This is a genomic window from Streptomyces sp. NPDC004732 (assembly GCF_040609235.1).
In the GTDB taxonomy this organism is placed as follows: Bacteria; Actinomycetota; Actinomycetes; order Streptomycetales; family Streptomycetaceae; genus Streptomyces.
The window spans coordinates 115,283-133,749 of sequence record NZ_JBEXJR010000018.1 but is presented as its reverse complement, the minus strand read 5'-3'; the positions used below and the strand labels follow the sequence as shown (position 1 = coordinate 133,749).

Genomic DNA, 18,467 nt, shown 5'->3' with positions numbered 1-18,467 from the left:
CGGTCAGGTTTCGGTGGGCCGGGCGGCCGTCACCACACGCAGCGTGGTGAGAGTGGCGGGGTCCTCGGGGCCCAGGATCCGTACACGCGCCTCGTGAACGGCCGACGCGACCTCGTGGGCCTCGGCCCTGCGCCCGGTGCCGTTGAGCGCGACCGCCAGCTCGTGACCGCTCGCGAGGGTGTCCTGGTGGTCGTCGCCGAGAGCGGACCGACGGCCCTCGTACGTGGCGCGTGCCTCGGGCACGGCTTCCTCGTGTCGGCCCAGCGCGGTCAGCGCGACGACCAGGTTGTGCCGGCACAGCAGGACGTCGGGGTGCCGCTCGTGCCGGAGGTTCGCCCACAGCCGCAGCACGGTGCGGCAGATCGTGTACGCCTCTTCGTGGCGCCCCAGGTGGTGGAGTACGTAGGCGCGCAGTTGGTGCGCGGTCAGGGTGTCGGCGTGGCCCCTGCCGAGTACCGTGTCGCGGCCCGTCGCGCAGTCCGAGAAGGATGTCAGGGCCTCGTCGAGGCGGTCGAGGGAGAGTTCGACGCGGCCGATCTCGCAGCGCGTGGTGAGCGCCTGAGGATGGTCGGGGCCGAGGTGTTCGAGCTCGCGGGCCCTGATCCGCTCCAGGCTGTCGAGGGTCTCGCGCCGGTGCCCCGGGCTGGCGAAGGCCATGACCCGCCGGAACTCGTCGGCGAGTCCGGCCTCCTGGGGAAGGCGCCGTGGGAGCGGCAGGCGGAAGGGGACGCCGTGCCCGGGGGCGCGCGAGTGGAAGAGGACCGGTCCCTCGGCCGCCGCGAGGTCGACGCGGAAGTCGAGGTCGACCGGTCCCCGCTGGGGCCCCTCGACGAGCAGGAGGTGGATGTCGAGGTCTTCGAGCCAGCCGATGTCCCCGCCCAGGCTTGCCGCTTCGAGGACCACGATCAGACTGGTCAGGGCCGGGCGCGGGGCGCCCGCTGCCTGCGCGGCGGCGATGAGTTCGCGGCGCCGGGCGCGCTCGGCGTCGAGGGCGGACGCCAGCAACGGTGCGGCGCCGGTCACGATGTGCGGCAGCCTGCCGGTCCGTGCCGAGCGGAGGAACCGGTCGGTCGAGTCGAGCAGCTGGAAGCGGAGCGCGGTCGGCGAGTGCCGTGCGGCGAGCCCGCCGACGATTTCCTCAAGGAGGGCGGAACGGTCGGCGAACGTGCCCTGGACGACGCCGTGCGGGCCCATGGCGCGGAAGTCCAGGAAGACCTCCGTGCCGCGGCGGTCCAGGCCGATGGGCACGGCGAGGGGCGCATCGTCGTCCGGACCGCGCGGCGCGGGTTCCCTTGCGTGTGCGGCGAGGTAGGCGTCGAAGACGGCAGCGGCCTCGTCCGCGGTGGGCCGCTCGTCGAGCAGGGGCGAGGAGCAGCGCCGCAGCAGCGGGTCGAAGGGCTCGGGGACGGCACCGCCCGCCGCGCTCAGCAGGGTGCGGCCCAGCTTGGAGATGTCGTGCGCGACGCCGTCGGCGTGCTCCTGCACGCACCAGCCGGTCACGCACACGTCGTCGGCGGTCCGCAGCACGCGGTTCGGTGTCAGGTCGCCGTGCAGGAACCCCCGCACATGGGCGTCCGCGAGCGCCGTCGCGAGGCCCCGGCCGAGCAGCGCGAACTCCAGGGGGTCGGTGAACCAGCGGGTGTCCGGGCCGGTGCTCGTGAGGCTCGGCGTGGGCAGCCCGTCCGTCAGGTGCAGCTCGCACGCCATCCAGGACGGTTCCGGGCCCGTGTCGACGTCGATGAGCCGGGGCGCCCGTACGCCGCGCAGCATCCGCAGCGCCTCGGCCTGCCGGGGCAGGGAGGCCCGGCGCGTGGAACCGGACCGGACGAGTCTGAGCGCGGCGACCTCTCCCTCCTCGCGCCGCCCGAGGAACATCCCGTCGGCCGTCCGTGCGTCGGCGTGCCGGGCGAACAGCCGCCAGGGTCCTGCCTGCTGGGGGTTCTGCGGCAGCAGGGACCGCCACGGCGAGCCCGGCGCGTCGACGTACGCGGGAAGCCCGGGATCGGCTGCCTGTGCGGGCGCCGTTGCCGTCGCGCCGACCCCGAGTCTCCGCAGCAGCCGTGTGTCGACCCAGCCGAACGGCCGTCCCTCGCGCCGGGCCCGTTCCGACCCGTCCGGGTGGGCGAGCCAGGCGGGGAAGTCGGCGGACCGCCCGGCCAGTTCGCCCAGCCGGTCCGTCACCGACCGGCTGGTGCGCAGCAGTTCGCGGACCGGGGCGGTGCCCAGGAGGATGTCGCGGATGCCGGTCGTGACGTCGTAGCTCCGGTGCTGCGGCGCGAGGGCGGTGTCGCCGTCGCAGCGCCGCAGCAGACCGCTCAGGAAGACCTCGGCCAGGTGCCCGGTGGTCACGTCCGGACCGAGCGCGTCCTGCACCAGGCGCATCACCGGCACGGACACCGGCGCGACGGCGGCGAGGTGGGCGGCGAGGCGGTACGCCTCCGGGGAGGCCGTCTCCCTGAACCGCAGGACCCGCCGCTGTGTGTCCGGTTCGGGAGGCGGCTCCGGGGCCGCGGCGAAGGGCGGACGCAGCAGCGGCAGCAGGGCGCTCGCCCCGGGGGACGCGAGGAGGTCCGCCCAGGCGCCGACCGCCCCCGGCTCCGGCGCGAGCACGGGGACCGCCACGTCGTCGAACGCGGCGAGCCCGGGCGGCAGCACCGGATCCGTCACGTCCCAGGCGAGGTTGGGCGCGCCGCGCCGTCTGCTGGTGATCCGCCAGGGCTCGGCCCGGATGCCGGAGCCGTCCCAGAGGTGCGGGGGCAGCGCGTGCAGCACCGCGGTCGGGCCGCACCGCCCCCACTGGTCGAGGAGCGCACGCATGCGCCCGTCGTGCCAGGCGGCGCCGATGCCGTCGCTGAGCACGAGGATCAGCGTGTTGCCGCCGGGGTCGGTCACGGTGGCGGGCGGCAGTACGGCGGTGCCGGGCGTGAAGGGGCGTCGGCCGAGCATCGGGGTCCCGGGACCGCGGGTGTCCAGACCGTGCACCCGTACGTCACGGAAGGCACCGCTGCGTTCCAGGAGCAGCCGCGTCTCCAGGGCGAGCTGCTGCCACAGGAGCATGGAAGCGCCGTCGTCGACGAGCAGCGTCAGATTCAGCCAGCGGGCCCGGGCGGGGCGCAGCACGGCGTCGGTGAGACCGGTGTGGGCCGTCGATTCGGCGGTGGCCGTCTCGTCGAGCTCCCACCGCCCGTGGTCGGCCACGGTCTGTTTCAACGGGCGCAGCGCCCGCGCGAGTTGCAGCTGCCGGGAGCCGGTGGCGCGGGTGCCGGGTGCGCGGACGGGCCGGAGGGGGACGGCGCCGTGCCGCGGGCCGGGGGCCGGGCCGCCGAACAGCGGGGAGCGGGCCGGGGCCGCCGTGCGGCGGGCCACCGCACCGGCGGGCCTGCCGGGTGCGGTCCGTTCGTCCTGGTCCGTGAGCGGTTTGCCGGTGCCGGGGTCGCGCGCCGCGGGCGCGTCCTCCCTTGGGTCCCGCGGACGCGGAGCCGTCCGGTCGGCCTCCCGTTCCCCGGGCTGCTCCCCGGCCGACGGCAGCCCCCCGGCCCCGTCGTCTCCCCCTTGGCCGGGCGCGACCGCCTCCGCCGCCCGTGCCAGGCCGCTCGACGCTCCCGCGGGCAGCCGTGCCGCCAGCCACAGCGCGTCGAGGAATTCCTCCTGAGCGAGGCCGACGCCGCCCTCCGCGAACACCGCGAGCGCCCGGCGCAGCCGCTCGGCGGGGTCCTCGCCCCGCACGCCTACACCACCCCGCCCAGCCGGTGGAGCACCGCGTCGAGCAGGGCACCCGGCGGCAGGTCGAGACCGCCCTTGCGCAGGAACACGGCGTTCAGGAGCTGGTCGGTGGCCAGTTCGCCGGGCGCGCGGCGGCCCAGGAAGGCGTGCAGGAGGTCGTCGACGCCGTCGAGGGCCGCGTCGCCGAGGTGCGCAGCGACGATGTCGCGCAGCCGCTGCTCGTCGGGCTCGGCCAGGTCCAGGCGGACACAGCGGCGCAGGAACGCGGGCGGGAACTCGCGCTCTCCGTTGCTGGTGATGACCACCACGGGGAACTCGGAACAGCGCACCCTGCCGCGCGTCACCGGCGCGCGCACCTGCGGGTCCGCGGTCAGGACGTCGACCCGCGCCCGGTCGTCGGGCAGCCTGGCCAGTTCCGGGATCTCGAACTCGCCCTCCTCGAAGACGGTCAGGAGGTCGTTGGGCAGGTCGACGTCCCCTTTGTCGAGCTCGTCGACGAGGAGGACGCGCGGCCGCTCGCTCGGGACCAGCGCGGTGCCGAGCGGTCCGAGACGGACGTAGGAACCGATGTCGGGGTCCTCACCGGCGCTGTCGGCACCGGCGGCCTCGCGGCGCAGGTTGGACTCGCGCAGTCGGCCGATGGCGTCGTACCCGTAGAGGGCGTCGCGCAGCGTCGAGCGGCTGTTGACCGGCCACGTCAGCACCCGCCCCAGCGTCAGTTCGTGGGCCACGGCGTGGGCCAGGGAGGATTTTCCAGTGCCGGGGTGCCCGGTGACCAGGAGCGGGCGGCGCAGCAGCAGAGCAGCGTTGACCACCTCCGATTCGTCGGGCCCGATGAGGTACGGGCGGGGCCGGGGCGTGCCGTCCGCGGGGGTGAAGCGGCGCCACGGCGGGGGCTCGGGAAAGTCGACGTGCCGGGCGTCGCCGTCTCCGCGGAACAGCCGCCAGTCGCCCTGCCCGGACGTGGGGGATGCCTGGGATGCCGTCATGAACTGCGTGCTCCTTCGTCGGAAAGCGGGCGCGTCGCGTCGGGGTCGGTCAGCCTCGGCTCCTGGTCTCCGCCCGCGCGGTCCTGCCACGCGGGGTCCTCCCACACCAGGGAGGGGCGGACGGGGAGCGCCGCCGAGTCCGGCAGCGCCGAGACCCTGAACATGTGCAGCCTGTGGGGCAGTTCCTGCAACCGTCCGGTGGGCGCCAGGGGATCGAGGCGGTGGGCGTGGTCGTGGTCCTCCGCCTCGCGGTCCCACAGAACCACGGGGACGCCAAGGGCCAGGCAGAGGTCGAGCAGCTGGGCGCGGAGCGCGGGCGGGCCGTGCAGGACGACGTGGTTGGCGTCCCGGTGGCTGGAGTTGAGCAGTGCGGCGACCTGTCGGATGTCCGCACAGCTCGGGTCGATGACCAGCACCCTGCCGTGCCCGTCGTCCCACCGCCGACGGTGCTCCACCTCCCGGCGGGGCACGCGGCGGCTCATCTCCGGGCAGCGCAGCGTGAGTTGGAAGGAGGCTCCGAGGGGGAGGCTCGGCACGTACTCGCTGGTTCTGCCCGCGTCCCATTCGTCGACGGGCAGCTGGAGCCCTGCGCGGTCGACCTCGATGTCCACGGCGGGCCGCCCGTCGCCGGACCGCTCGGCGCCCTCGCGGATCAGCGCGCCGACCTGCTCCGGTGACAGGGGCGCGTCCCCCGCGGCGGTCTCCAGGCGGCGCACCGTGCCGTCCGCGTGCTGCTGCCAGAGCCTGCACCGGTACCGCGCGGCGGCCTCCGCGCCCTCACCCTCCGGCTCGCTCTTGGTGAGCCGGGCGAGCAGCCGGGTGACCGGCGCCGTCCGCGCGCCCGCCCAGTGCGCGGCGTCGGCCCTGCGCTGGTCGCGTGCCGACGGGTGCACGCCGAGCCGGGTGCAGACCCGCTCGCTCCAGCGGCCGAGCCCTTCGCCGAGCGGACCGGCCGCGGCCGCGGCGATGAATTCCACCAGGTGGACGAGCACGGGCACGCGGGGTGTCCCCGTCGGCACGCTGCCGCCGTCCTGATACTCCTCGAGGTCCGCGATGACCTGCGCCAGTGCCTCGGGCGGCAGCCGTGCGGTGCACAGGGCCGCGGGGAGCGGGGTGTAGCGCAGCGCTTCCTGGGCCGCGCGGGCGGGCAGCGTCGGGTCGGTCAGGACGACGAGTTCCAACTTGCGTACGAGGAAGGCGTGTTCGGCGCGGGAGAGCAGGCCCGCCGCGTCGACGGCCCGGCCGGTGCCGAGGAGCGCGGTGAGCTGGTCGGGGCGCGCGCCGCAGGGGCCTGCGGTGAGCAGGGACTCGCTGAGCGTGGGCAGGGCACGGTGCCGGGTCAGCAGGACGTCGGTCAGTTCCTCGACGGTGGGCGCCGAACCGTCCCCCGGCGCGGCGAGGCCCAGCTCGTCGGCGAGCCGCCGCGCGTGCTCGGCGCGCGCCGACGGTTCGGGCAGCAACGACCGCAGCAGGCCGCTCAGTTCGGCGGCCACCGGATCGTCCTGCGGCGCGGGCCGCACGGTGCGGCAGTCCGCCACGACCTCGCCCGCCCCGGCTGCGTACAGCTGGTCCCGTACGGCCTGCCAGGGCAGGGCCCAGGTGCGCCGCAGCGTCTGGCCGGGGTGGGCGGGGGCGGCCGGCTGCCCGAGCTGTCCGACGACGATCCCGGCCGCGCTGTCCCCCGCGTCGGTCCACAGCGGCCCGCCGCTGAACCCCGGTCCGATCGCGGCACCCGACAGCGGCCCGTCCAGATAGCCGACGTGGCCGTCGAGCAGCTTGAGGACCGTGTCCGCGAAGGTGATCGGATCCCCGCAGCCGTGCCAGGCCCGCAGCGACTGGCCCTCGGTCATGTCCGTCCAGACCACGGGGGCGGCGCCCGCGGGCGCCGGCTCGGAGAGGAGCAGCACGCACAGGTCTCCCTGCCAGGCCGCGGTGGAGTGCCGGGGCGGCACCCACACCTCTATGTGGGCCTTGATCCGTACCGTACGCCGGGCGAATCCGACCTGGAGCACCTCGTGCACGGGTCTCGTGCCGCTCAACGGGGGCCGCCCCAGTGCCTCGTTGACCACGTGCGCACAGGTCAGCACCCGACCGGGGGAGAGCAGCGCGGCCGCGCCCACGGCCGCGTCGCCGTGCGGCCCGAGCACCGCGACGGCCTGCGGGACCCGGGTCCCCCTGAACCACCCCACGGCTACGACCCGGTGGCGCCGCCGGGCGTCCCGTCGGCTCCCGCGCCCGGCTCTTCCGTACGCCGCCACGTCGCCGACACCGTCATGGTGGCCGACCCCTTCACCCCCGCGATGCCGAGCTTGAGGTCCTTGCCCACCTCGATGCCGAAGTCGACCGTGAACTCCGCGGGCGGGTGCTCGGCCCGGGACACCGACGCGTGCACCTCGTCCAGGAGCGGGCCCAGCGGGCGCAGCGTGGCCCGCAGCACGTCGGCGGCGAGGGCCGTGACCCGCCCGCCGACGGAGACGGCGCCCGGCACGCCGAACTCCGGCGGCAGGTCGCCGGATTCGGGGGCCTGCCCCACGTCGGCGAGCTCGACGCGCAGCGCGGCCCCGGCCAGGTCGAGTTCCAGGTACTCAGGCATGGGATCATTGTGCGGCCAACGCGACCGCCCGTGACGCCAGTTCGTAGATCCCGCGCCGCACCGGTCAGTCGCCGTCCTGGCCGCGGGACCTGACGATGCGGCGGAGCCGGTGGTGCCGGTCCGGTGTCTGCTCGGTGATCGCCTCGCCGACCATCGTGCGCACCGCGTCCCGCAGCCCGTGCAGCGCGTGGCCGCGCGCGGGGCCCGCCCCCGGGTCCGCGCGCAGCTCCTTCAGGAGCGCCAGGCACAGCGCCAGCATCACCACGACGAACGGCAGCGCCACCAGGATCGTCGCGCTCTGCAGCGAGTCCAGACCGCCCGCGACCAGGAGCACCGCGGCCACCGCCGCCATGAGGACGCCCCAGGTCACGACCAGCCAGGTCGGCGGGTGCAGGGAGCCGCGGCTGCTGAGCGAGCCCATCACCAGCGACGCGGAGTCGGCGCTCGTGACGAAGTACGTCATCACGAGGAGCATCGCGACCCACGACGTGACCGTGCCGAGCGGCAGCGCGTCCAGCATCGCGAAGAGCGAGGCCTCCGCCCCCTCCTCGACCTTCCCCGCCATGTCGGTCCTGCCGGTCGCGTCGAGCCGGATGCCGGTGCCGCCCATCACGCAGAACCAGACGACGGTCGCGCCGCTCGGCACCAGGAGCACGCCGATCAGGAACTCGCGGATCGTCCGGCCGTGCGAGATGCGGGCGATGAACGTGCCGACGAAGGGGGCCCAGGACAGCCACCACGCCCAGTAGAAGATCGTCCAGGAGCCGAGCCAGCCGCTGTCGGTGAAGGCGCCGGTGCGCGAGGCCATCGGGAGCAACTGGTGGAGGTAGCCGCCGACGCTCGCCGGGATCGCGTCCAGGATGTAGACGGTCGGCCCGAGGACGAAGACGAACAGCATCAGGCAGGCGGCCAGCATGATGTTGAGCGTGCTCAGCCACTTCACGCCCTTGTGCACCCCGGAGAAGGCCGAGACCACGAAGGCGGCGCCGAGCGAGACGATGATGATGAGCTGGAGGGTGGTCGAACTCTCCACGCCCGTCGTGAGGTTGAGCCCCGTGGCGACCTGGAGCGCGCCGACGCCGAGGCTGGTCGCCGTGCCGAAGACGGTGGCGAACACCGCGAGCAGGTCGATCATCCTGCCGGGCAGGCCCGCCGCGCGCCGGGCGCCGATGAGCGGTACGAAGACGGCGCTGAGCCGGTTGCCGCGGCCTTTGCGGAAGCCCGCGTAGGCGAGGGCGAGGCCCACGATGCCGTAGATCGCCCAGGGCGTCAGCGTCCAGTGGAAGAAGGAGTACTCCAGGGCGATGCGGGCCGCGCCGCCGGAGCGGGGTGCGGCGGCCGAGGACGGCGGGGGGTCCAGATAGTGGGTCAGCGGCTCACCGACGCCGTAGAACATCAGGCCGATGCCCATGCCCGCGCTGAACATCATCGCGATCCACGCGAGGTTCGTGAACTCGGGCCGCGCGTCGTCCGTGCCGAGACGGATCCGGCCGAAGCGGCTCAGCGCGAGGACCACGCACAGGACGAGGAAGACATCCGCGGCGATCACGAAGAGCCAGGCGAAGTTGTCGAGGACCCAGGCGAGCGCGCTGTCGGAAGCGCGGTCGAAGGACCGCTTGCCGAGCGCGGCCCAGGCCACCACCCCGAGCACCGCGGCGATGCCGACGCCGACGACCAGGTAGTCGGGGGTGCCGTCCGGGGGTGATCCGTCCGCGGAGTCCCCGTCGCCCGGGGGAGGGCCCGCCGAACCGTCATCGGGGCGGGGGTGATCGATCATTTCCGTGCTCATGACGCACCACTATGGGGCGATATGAGGGTATTTTCCGCCGGGCCACGCCGTCTCACGTCCCGGCGGCCATGGGCAGCGGCCCCTGTCTGCGGTTATGGTCGCAGCGGCGCGACTGCCTTGACGCGAGCAAGGCCCGGAAAGCAAGGGGAACAAGGTGGCGGACGCTGCAGGGACGGCGGGACACGAGCAGCAGGCGCAGCGCGTGCTCATCGCCGCGGACAAGTTCAAGGGTTCGCTCACGGCCGTGCAGGTCGCCGAGCGGGTGACGGCCGGGCTCCGCCGCGTCGCCCCCGGCACCACGGTCGAGGCGCTGCCGGTCGCCGACGGCGGCGACGGCACGGTCGCCGCGGCCGTCGCGGGCGGATTCGAGCGCCGGGAGGTGCGCGTCACGGGGCCGCTCGGCAACGAGGTGACGGCCGCGTACGCGCTGAAGGACGGCACCGCCGTGGTGGAGATGGCCGAGGCCTCGGGCCTCCAGCTGCTCCCCGAGGGCGTCTTCGCGCCGCTCACGTCCACGACGTACGGCTCCGGAGAGCTGATCCGCGCCGCGCTCGACGCGGGCGCCCGCACCGTCGTCTTCGGCGTCGGCGGCAGCGCCACGACCGACGGCGGCGCCGGGATGCTGGCCGCGCTCGGCGCGCGCTTCCTGGACGCGGACGGCGAGCCCGTCGCGCCCGGCGGCGGCCCGCTGAAGGACCTGGCCACCGCCGATCTGTCGGGCCTCGACCCGCGTCTGAAGGACGTCGAGATCGTGCTCGCCAGCGACGTCGACAACCCGCTGACCGGGCCGAAGGGCGCGCCCGCGGTGTACGGGCCGCAGAAGGGCGCCGACCCGGCGGACGTCGCCGCGCTGGACGCCGCGCTCGCCCACTTCGCCACGGTCCTGGAGAAGGCGATCGGCCCCAAGGCCGCGGAGTACGCGCAGTCGCCGGGCGCCGGTGCCGCGGGCGGCATCGGGTACGGCGCGCTGGTCGGCCTCGGTGCGGGCTTCCGCCCCGGCATCGAGGTCATGCTCGACGTGCTCGGTTTCGCGCCCGCCCTGGCGCGGGCCACGCTCGTCATCACGGGCGAGGGCTCGCTCGACGAGCAGACCCTGCACGGCAAGGCACCGGCCGGTGTGGCCGCCGCGGCGCGGGCCGCCGGGGTCGAGGTCGTCGCGGTCTGCGGCCGTCTCGCACTCGCCCCGGAGGTGCTCGGCAAGGCGGGCATCCGCCGCGCGTACGCCCTGACGGACGTCGAGCCGGACGTGGCGCGGTGCATCGCGGAGGCGGGCCCGATCCTGGAGACGGTGGCGGAGGGCATCGCCCGCGACTTCCTCGCCTGAGCGCGGGCCTGGGCCTGGGCCTGGGCCTGCGCTTGAGCCCAGGCCCACCCCACCCCGCCTCCCGATCGCCCGTGTCGAACCGGGTACGTGATCGTTTCTCCTCTACGTGAAGAGGAGTCGATCTTGACCGGCTGGGCGCAGCTCGGCGGCGGTCTCGGCATCGTCGTGAGCCTGTGCCCCGTGGGCGGTCTGACCGTTGACGCGCACGTCGGTGCGCACGTCGACACATACGTGGGGGCGCTCGACGCGGTCCTTTCCGAGCGGCTGGAGATCTGCTCCGAGGACCCGCCGGGCGCCCCGGACGAGGTCGTGCCCGAGCAGCGTGCCGGGCCCACCCTCGGCACGCCCAGCACCCCCGGCACGCCCAGCACCCCCGACACCGAAGCGGACCCCCGGCCGGGCCCCGCCCGGCCCCCGGCCGACCGCGCGACCCCGCCCCCCGCTCCCCGCGCCGCGCCCGCTGCCCGCGCCGCGCCACGCGTGCGGGAACTCCTCGTCCCCGTACGCCTGGAATCCCGCCCGCGCCCCGCGCCACCCGCACCCGCGCCACCGCCCCGGCCGTCCTTCTCGGCCCCCGGCTACCACGCCGCAGAGGCACGGGAACGCGAGGGCGGACGGTCGATGGTCACCACGACGATGGTCGTCACCACCCCCGCGGTCCTCGCCGCCGCGCTGCTGCGCCCGCGCTCCCGCTCCGCCGCGTCCCGTGCGTCCGGCGCCCGCTCCCGCCCCAACCCGCCCTCCGGAGGCCCCTCGTGACGGAATGGTTCGTACTCGGCCTGGCCATGGTGCTGGCCTGCGCGGTCGTCCTGACCATGACCGTGCTCAGACACCGCCGCGTGCCCGAGGACGACGACACCAGCGAGACGCCCGACGTGCTGGAGTACATGGTGATGATGGTCGGCGTCGTGTACGCGATCGTCCTCGGCCTGGCCATCGCCGGTGTCTGGGAGGCCCGCGGGGCCGCCCAGGACGGCACCCGTGACGAGGCGCAGGCCCTGCACGAGATCACCAGGCGCGTGCAGGTCTACCCGGCGGACGCGCGGGAACGCATCCAGCGGGACGTCCGGCGCTACAGCGAGCACGTGACCACCGTCGAGTGGCCGCGCATGATCGAGGAGCACCAGCTCACCGACCGCGGCGGCGCGCTCCTCGACACCCTGCGCAGGGACATCGCCGCGCGCCCGCCCGCGAGCGAGCTGGAGGCGCAGACCTACCAGCCGCTGCTCGACCAGGTGGCCGCCGCCGACGAGGCGCGCAGGGCGCGGGCCGACAACGCGGAGGAGACCCTCCCCGGAGTGGTCTGGTTCGGCCTGGTCGCCGGGGCGCTCGTCACGGTCGGGCTGATCTTCACGCTGCAGATCAGACGCTCCTCCAGGGAACTGCTGCTGGCCGGTACCTTCAGCGCCCTGATCGCCTTCCTGCTCTTCCTGGTCTGGAACTTCGACGCGCCCTTCGGCAGGTCGGCGACGGAGACGACGACGGCCTTCCAGGACCTGATCAGCGTGTGAACGCGTGTGGCCCGCTCGGTGTGTTCACGCCGAGCGGGCCCCCTGCGAAAGCCGGTGCGCCTCCACCGCAAGCGCCACCTCCACCAGGTCCCGCGGGCGTGCCAGTGAGCGCGAGGTCAGCTGTTCCAGGCGGCGCAGGCGGTTGAACACCGTGTTGCGGTGGCAGTAGAGGCGGCCCGCCGCCCGCCCCGCCGAACCCTCGCAGGCCAGCCAGGCGTCCAGCGTCTCCAACAGCACGGCCCGGTCCGCCGGTTCGAGGGCGAGCACCTCGCCGAGCACCTCCGTCACCAGCCGCCCCGCCAGCTCCGGCTGACTCACCACCAGGGCCGTCGGCATCCGCCGGTCAAGCCGGACGATCCCCGTCGCGCCGGGCGGGCAGGTGCGCAGCGCCAGTTCCGCAAGGCGCCGGGCCCGGCCCAGCTCCGCGAGGCCGCCGACCACGGGGCTGATCCCGCCGGGCCCCGGACACCGCCCGTCGAGCAGCCGGGCAAGCCCGTCCAGACCACCCGCCTCGCCCTCCCCGCCACTCCCGCCGAGTGCGACCACGCCGACCTCGCAGTCCGTCCGCATCCGCCAGATGAAGCGGAACCCGGCCTGCTGGATCTGCCGGTGGAACGCCTCGCGCCCGTCGCGCCGCTCCACACGCAGCACCACCACCGCGTACGGGCCGTGCTCGGGCAGATCGAGCCCGGCCGCGGCGCGCGCCGCGAGGCCCGGCGCCGACCGGCCCTCCAGAAGGGCATCGAGCAGCGCCTGCAACTGCTCGTCCGTGCGCCGCCGCAGCTCAAGCTCCGTCGCACGGTACGCGTCGGACGCCACCGCGGCCTGTGCGTCCACCGCCGACCACACCATCGTCGCCGAGCGCATCAGGACCGCGAGCTTCTCCGGGTCCTTGCCCGCCGTGCCCTCCAGGAGCGAGTCCCACACCAGATAGCCCGCGTTGCGGTACGAGTGCACCAACAGGTCGAGCGGCAGGCCCTGTTGGGCACGGCGCCGCCCGGCCTCCTCCGCGTACTCCAGGTCGCGGCGCGGCGAGGCCCGCGGAGCCGAGATCGCCTCGATGCCGATCCGCATGGCCTCCTCGGCCTCCCGCCACTGCAGGTCGTACGGCAGGACGCTGCCGTACACCGACGAGTGCTCGCCGAGCTGCCGCAGATGCTGGTCGACCAGCTCGGGCAGCCGTGGCAGGAGAGCCGTGCACGCCTCCTTCAGGAGCTTCCAGTCGTGTCCGGTCCGGGGTCTGCGCCCGTTCGCGAGCCCGCTCATCGTTCCCCCCGTCGCCGCGCGCCAGGACGCCGTCGGCACGGCGCTGGTGGGGAGGATGCCATTGGCCGCCGCCCTCCGGCAGGCCCCTGACACGCGGTGTTGTGCCCGTGCACAACGGCGGGGCACCACCGGTGGTCTCCCGCAGCGTTTCGCCCACTGCCCGTGGACGCCCGGGCTCCACGGTGCTGGGGTGAGCGCCACGCAACGGCGGACGTGCCGTGCGGGACGAGGGGGGCGGTACGTGGGCGGATCCGATGTGGAGGGTGTGGGCGGGGCCGGTCGTCGCGCCGGGCTCGTCGTGCGGGACGTGTCCGTCGGCTATGGGCCCGTGCGGGCCCTGCGGCGGGTCTCCATCGATCTGCCCGACGGTGCCGTCGTCACCGTCCTCGGCGGCAACGGCGCGGGCAAGTCGACGTTGCTGCGGGCCATTTCGCGCACGCTCTCCTTCCAGGGCGGGACGCTCACCTCGGGCTCCGTCCACTTCGACGGGCGGCGCATCGACGGTCTTTCGGCGGATCGGGTGGTCGCCGCCGGGATCAGCCAAGTGCCCGAAGGGCGGCAGGTGTTCGCCCGGATGACCGTCACCGACAACCTGCGGGCGGGCGCACTCGGTGCCGCCGGGCCGCGCACCGCCAAGGCGGACGCCCTGCGGCGCGTCCACGCCCTCTTCCCCGTGCTCGCCGAACGCGGCGCCCAGCGTGCCGGACTGCTCTCCGGCGGCGAGCAGCAGATGCTCGCCGTCGGCAGGGCGCTGATGGCGTCCCCGCGCCTGCTCCTCCTGGACGAACCCTCCCTGGGCCTCGCCCCGTTGATGGCCGCCCGCATCGCCGACACCATCCGGGAGATCAACGCGCAGGGCACCTCCGTGCTCCTCGTCGAGCAGAACGCCGCCCTCGCGCTGCGGCTCGCCTCCACGGCGTACGTCCTCGACGTCGGAGAGGTCGCCCTGGCGGGGCCCGCCGACGAACTCGCCGCCTCCGACGAGGTGCGACGGCGCTATCTGGGCGTCGTCGACGAGGACGCGGCGGCCGACGCGTCGCGGGGCATGGGCGCGCTGCCCGTCCTGTCGCGGTGGGAGGACACCCCATGAGCGCCGTACCGTCCCTGGAGGTCCGCGGCCTGACCGTACGCTTCGCCGGGCTCACCGCCCTCGACGCCGTCGACTTCACCGTCCGCCCTGGCACCGTGCACGCCGTCATCGGACCGAACGGCGCGGGCAAGTCCACCTGCTTCAACGTCCTGTCCGGCGTCTACCGCGCCACCGCGGGCAGCGTCCGCTTCGGCGGCCACGAGCTCACCGGCATGCGCCCGCACCGCATCGCGGAACTCGGCGTCGCCCGGATCTTCCAGAACCTCGCCCTGCCGCCCCGCGCCACCGTCGCCGACAGCCTGCTCCTCGGCCGCCACCGGCTGACCCGCACCGGATTCATGGCCGCCGGGCTCCGGCTCCCCGCGGCCGCCCGCGAGGAGCGCCGCCACCGCGAACGCGTCCGCGAGATAGCCGCGTTCGTCGGCCTTGAACGCCAACTCGACCAGCCCGCCGGTGCCTTGCCCTACGGCCAGCAGAAACTCGCCGAGCTCGCCCGCGCCCTGTGCATGGAGCCCCGGCTGCTGCTCCTCGACGAGCCCGTCGCCGGGATGACCGCCGACGAACGGCGCAGCACCGCGGCCGTCATCGCGGGCGTCCGCGACAGCCTCGGCATCTCGATCGTCCTGGTGGAACACGACATGGGGGTGGTGATGCGGCTCGCGGACGCGGTGACCGTACTCGACTTCGGGCGCCGGATCGCCGACGGCACCCCCGGCGACGTGCAGAACGATCCGGCGGTCGTACGCGCGTATCTGGGCGAGGGCGACCGGACCGGGGACGGAGCGGGAGCAGGAGAGGAAAGAAGACCGTGACCACCTTTACCGAGCTCTTCCTCAACGGTCTCTCCATGGGGTCCGTCTACGCCCTCATCGCCCTCGGCTTCGTTGTCATCTTCCGCGCGACCGAGGTGGTGAACTTCGCGCACGCCTCACTGCTCCTCGCGGGCGGCTACATCACCGCGTCCCTCCACGACGACCTCGGCTTCTGGCCCGCGCTGCTCGTCGGCATCGCGGGCGCCGCGGTCGTCGGCGCCGCCGTCGAGTTCCTCGTCATGCGGCGCTACCGCGGCAACGACCACAGCGTGCTCGCCATCGTCACCATCGGCGTGGACATCCTGCTCACCACCGAACTCACCCGGCGCCTCGGCACGGACGTCCTGCCGCTCGGCGACCCGTGGGGCGACGACGTGCTGACCATCGGGCCGATCTCCCTCGCGCACACCCGCATCGCCGCGTTCGTCGCGGCGGCCCTGCTCATCACCGTCTTCCTGCTCGCCTTCCGCTACACCTCGTGGGGCGTGGCGATGCGGGCCGCCGCCGAGAGCCCGGAGACCGCCGCGCTGATGGGCGTGCGGCTCGGCAGGGTCTCGCTCGGGGCGTGGGCGGTGGCGGGCGCGCTCGCGGCCGTGGCCGCGCTGTTCCTCACCGTCTTCCCGACGCCGGGGCTCGAACGCGCCACGTCCCTCGCGGCGCTGAAGGCGTTCCCGGCCGCGATCCTCGGCGGCCTCGACTCCACCACCGGCGCGCTGGTCGGCGGCCTCGTCGTGGGCGTCACGGAGTCCCTCGCCACCGGCTACCAGAGCGAGCTCACCTTCCTCGGCCGAGGGCTCGGCGACCTCGCGCCCTATCTCGTCATGACCGCCATCCTGCTGATGCGTCCCGCCGGGCTGTTCGGCACGAAGGAGCTCGCCCGTGTCTGAGGTCACCGAGGCCGTCGCCCCCGCCGCCCGCCCCGTCAGCAGCCGTACGCCTCCCAGGCGCCCCCGCGCCTACGCATGGGCCGTCGGTTCCGCCGTCCTGCTCGCCCTGCCGTTCTACCTGGACCGCTTCTGGCTCCAGGCGGGCCTCTTCGCGATGGCCGCCGCCATCGGCGCGATCGGCATCAACCTCCTCACCGGCGCCACCGGCCAGCTCTCCATGGGGCACGCCTTCTTCCTCGCCCTCGGGGCGTACGGCTACTGCGCCCTCGCCGGGAACGGGGACGACGGCCTGACCGGGCTCGGCCTGCCGACCTGGCTCGCCGCGGCCCTCGCGGTGGCGCTCGCCGGGCTCGCGGGCGGCCTCTTCAGCCCCATCGCGGGCCGCCTCAGCGGCGCCTACCTCGGCATCGCGACCCTCGCGCTGATCTTCATCGGGCAGCACGTGCTCTTCAACGCCCACGACCTCACCGGTGGCTCCAACGGGCGCGACGTGCCGCCCCTGAACCTCTTCGGCATGACCTTCGACGACAGCGAGGTCGTGATCGCGGCCGTACCGTTCGGCTCCGTAGAGAAGCTCTGGTACGTGGCACTCGTGCTGCTCCTGGCCTGCGGACTCTTCGCCCGCGGTGTGCTGCGCGGCCGCCCCGGACGCGCCATGAACGCGATCCGCGACCACCGCGTCGCCGCGGGCGTGATGGGCGTCCCGGTGGCCCGCTACCGCGCCGGGGTCTTCGTCCTTTCGTCCATGTACGCGGGCCTCGCCGGCGTGCTGCTCGCCCTGGTCTTCCAGCGCACCGTCCCCGACTACTTCGGCATGACGCTCTCCCTGGAATACCTCGCCATGATCGTGATCGGCGGCCTCGGCTCGGTCGCCGGCGCCGTCGCGGGCGCCGCCCTGGTCTCCTTGCTGCCCCAGCTGCTCACCCGGTACAGCGACGCCCTGCCCCTCGTCTCGGCGCCGGGCACCGGCGGGATCACACCGGGTGAGGCGTCCCGGTATCTGTACGGCGCCGCCGTCGTGGCGGTGGTGCTCTTCCTGCCCGGCGGCCTGGTGAGGATCGCCGCCCGGCGCAGCAGGCCAAGACCAGGCACTCCAGGGGAGGAAGCATGAAAGTACTGACCAGAGCCACGGCGGCCGCCACGGCGCTCGCCGCGCTGCTCGCGCTCACCGCGTGCAGCTCCAAGGCGGAGAACGACAACGAGGGCGCCAAGGGTGACACGGGCGCGGGAGGGGTGAAGACCGGCGACGGCGTGACCGCGGAGACCATCGACCTCGGCGTGCTCACCGACATGACCGGCGTCTACGCCACCCTCGGCAAGAGCGTCACCCAGGCCCAGCAGCTCTACGTCGACCAGGCCAACGCGGACGGCGGAATCTGTGATCGCAAGCTGAAGCTCACCGTCCGCGACCACGGCTACGACCCGCAGAAGGCCGTCGCCGCCTATACCGAGCTGGAGCCGAAGGTCCTGGGCTTCGCCCAGTTCATCGGCTCCCCGTTCGTCGCCGCCGTCGAGCGGCGCGTCGACGGCAACAAGGGCCTCGTCCTGCCGCAGGCCTGGTCGGCGAACCTGCTGGGCAGCCCGTACGTGCGCGTGGTCGGCTCCACGTACGACCTGGAGACGATCAACGCGATCGACTTCCTCATGAAGGAGAAGGGCCTGAAGAAGGGCGACAAGCTCGGCCACGTCTACTTCGAGGGCGACTACGGAGAGAACGCGCTCAAGGGCTCCAAGCACATGGCCGCCGAGGCCGGTCTCACGGTCGTCGAGCAGAAGATCAAACCGACGGACAACGACATGACCGCCCAGGTCTCCGCCCTGAAGAAGGCAGGGGTCAAGGCCGTCGTGATCAGCGCGGGCCCCCGTCAGGCGGCCTCCCTCGTCGGTGTCGCGGCGGCGGGGAGCTTCGACGTCCCGGTCATCGGCAACAACTCGGCGTTCGCCCCGCAGCTCCTCGCCACCCAGTCGGGCCCCGCCCTCATGAAGAACTACTACGTGGCCTCGCCCACCCTGCCCATCGGCGCGGACACGGCGGCGGCGAAGAAGCTCGTGGCCGACTACAAGAAGGCCCACCCCAAGGACTCCCTGGACAACGGCGTCGTGGCGGGCTGGACGGCGGCGTCCGTCTTCGGAGAGGCCCTGAAGAAGGCGTGCGAGGACAAGGACCTCACGCGCGAGGGCGTGGCCAAGGCCCTCCTGACGATCGACGACTTCGACGCGGGCTTCGGCGTCCCCCAGGACTTCACCGACCCGAAGGCGCCCTCCTCGAAGCAGAGCGTCATCCTCCGCCCCGACAAGAAGGCAACGGGCGGCATGAAGGTCGTCCAACAGCCAGGCGCGGCGGACGCAGCAACGAATTACACGGTGGGAGGCTGAGCAGTTTTTAGCCCGTCCGGCGCTTGAGGACGAGCCCGAAGGGCGACAGACGGCACGCGAAGGAGGGCCTGAACCGATTCGGTTCAGGCCCTCCTTCACACCGCTCA

At 74.1% G+C, this 18,467-nt stretch carries 14 protein-coding genes; 8 read left to right on the top strand and 6 right to left on the bottom strand.

What is annotated here, in order from left to right:
- Window positions 1–3: 3 nt before the first annotated feature.
- The 5 genes from ABZV77_RS38045 to ABZV77_RS38025 form a co-directional block, all read right to left on the bottom strand.
- Entirely contained in the window at window positions 4–3,726 is a 3,723-nt protein-coding gene (locus ABZV77_RS38045; protein ID WP_356267154.1) for an SAV_2336 N-terminal domain-related protein, read from the bottom strand.
- Between the two features lie 2 nt (window positions 3,727–3,728).
- Window positions 3,729–4,712, bottom strand: a complete 984-nt coding sequence (locus tag ABZV77_RS38040; protein WP_356267152.1) for an AAA family ATPase — start codon at window positions 4,710–4,712, stop codon at window positions 3,729–3,731.
- Complete coding sequence (locus ABZV77_RS38035) at window positions 4,709–6,901, bottom strand: trypsin-like peptidase domain-containing protein (protein ID WP_356267150.1); 2,193 nt, start codon at window positions 6,899–6,901, stop codon at window positions 4,709–4,711. Before ABZV77_RS38035 ends, ABZV77_RS38040 begins: the two co-directional genes overlap by 4 nt.
- A 2-nt stretch (window positions 6,902–6,903) precedes the next feature.
- Window positions 6,904–7,305, bottom strand: a complete 402-nt coding sequence (locus tag ABZV77_RS38030) for a CU044_2847 family protein (RefSeq protein WP_356267149.1) — start codon at window positions 7,303–7,305, stop codon at window positions 6,904–6,906.
- 64 nt (window positions 7,306–7,369) lie between these two features.
- On the bottom strand, window positions 7,370–9,094 hold the full coding sequence (locus tag ABZV77_RS38025) for a BCCT family transporter (protein ID WP_356267147.1): 1,725 nt from the start codon (window positions 9,092–9,094) through the stop codon (window positions 7,370–7,372).
- Window positions 9,095–9,248: 154 nt separating this feature from the next.
- On the opposite strand from ABZV77_RS38025, the gene ABZV77_RS38020 reads away from it, so the two are divergent.
- The 3 genes from ABZV77_RS38020 (at window position 9,249) to ABZV77_RS38010 (ending at window position 11,929) form a co-directional block, all read left to right on the top strand.
- Complete coding sequence (locus ABZV77_RS38020; protein ID WP_356267145.1) at window positions 9,249–10,418, top strand: glycerate kinase; 1,170 nt, start codon at window positions 9,249–9,251, stop codon at window positions 10,416–10,418.
- A 123-nt stretch (window positions 10,419–10,541) separates the two neighbouring features.
- Window positions 10,542–11,177, top strand: a complete 636-nt coding sequence (locus ABZV77_RS38015) for a hypothetical protein (RefSeq protein ID WP_356267143.1) — start codon at window positions 10,542–10,544, stop codon at window positions 11,175–11,177.
- Window positions 11,174–11,929, top strand: a complete 756-nt coding sequence (locus ABZV77_RS38010) for a hypothetical protein (protein ID WP_356267141.1) — start codon at window positions 11,174–11,176, stop codon at window positions 11,927–11,929. Before ABZV77_RS38015 ends, ABZV77_RS38010 begins: the two co-directional genes overlap by 4 nt.
- Before the next feature lie 24 nt (window positions 11,930–11,953).
- Here the strand turns inward: ABZV77_RS38010 and ABZV77_RS38005 are convergent, their stop codons facing one another.
- A complete protein-coding gene (locus ABZV77_RS38005) occupies window positions 11,954–13,195 on the bottom strand; it encodes a helix-turn-helix domain-containing protein (protein WP_356267139.1) in 1,242 nt (413 codons plus the stop codon).
- A 241-nt stretch (window positions 13,196–13,436) separates the two neighbouring features.
- Between ABZV77_RS38005 and ABZV77_RS38000 the strand changes: the two genes are divergently transcribed.
- From ABZV77_RS38000 to ABZV77_RS37980, 5 genes are read left to right on the top strand one after another with little or no spacing between them, the layout of a single operon-like run.
- Entirely contained in the window at window positions 13,437–14,285 is an 849-nt protein-coding gene (locus ABZV77_RS38000) for an ABC transporter ATP-binding protein (protein ID WP_356267137.1), read from the top strand.
- Complete coding sequence (locus ABZV77_RS37995) at window positions 14,282–15,097, top strand: ABC transporter ATP-binding protein (RefSeq protein WP_356267136.1); 816 nt, start codon at window positions 14,282–14,284, stop codon at window positions 15,095–15,097. Before ABZV77_RS38000 ends, ABZV77_RS37995 begins: the two co-directional genes overlap by 4 nt.
- The gene (locus ABZV77_RS37990; protein ID WP_356267134.1) at window positions 15,094–15,984 is read left to right on the top strand and encodes a branched-chain amino acid ABC transporter permease; all 891 of its coding nucleotides are present in this window, start codon (window positions 15,094–15,096) and stop codon (window positions 15,982–15,984) included. Before ABZV77_RS37995 ends, ABZV77_RS37990 begins: the two co-directional genes overlap by 4 nt.
- Window positions 15,977–17,095, top strand: coding sequence for a branched-chain amino acid ABC transporter permease (locus tag ABZV77_RS37985; protein ID WP_356267132.1), 1,119 nt, complete (start codon window positions 15,977–15,979; stop codon window positions 17,093–17,095). The genes ABZV77_RS37990 and ABZV77_RS37985 overlap by 8 nt, the downstream gene beginning before the upstream one ends.
- On the top strand, window positions 17,092–18,360 hold the full coding sequence (locus tag ABZV77_RS37980; RefSeq protein ID WP_356267130.1) for an ABC transporter substrate-binding protein: 1,269 nt from the start codon (window positions 17,092–17,094) through the stop codon (window positions 18,358–18,360). Before ABZV77_RS37985 ends, ABZV77_RS37980 begins: the two co-directional genes overlap by 4 nt.
- Window positions 18,361–18,467: the final 107 nt, after the last annotated feature.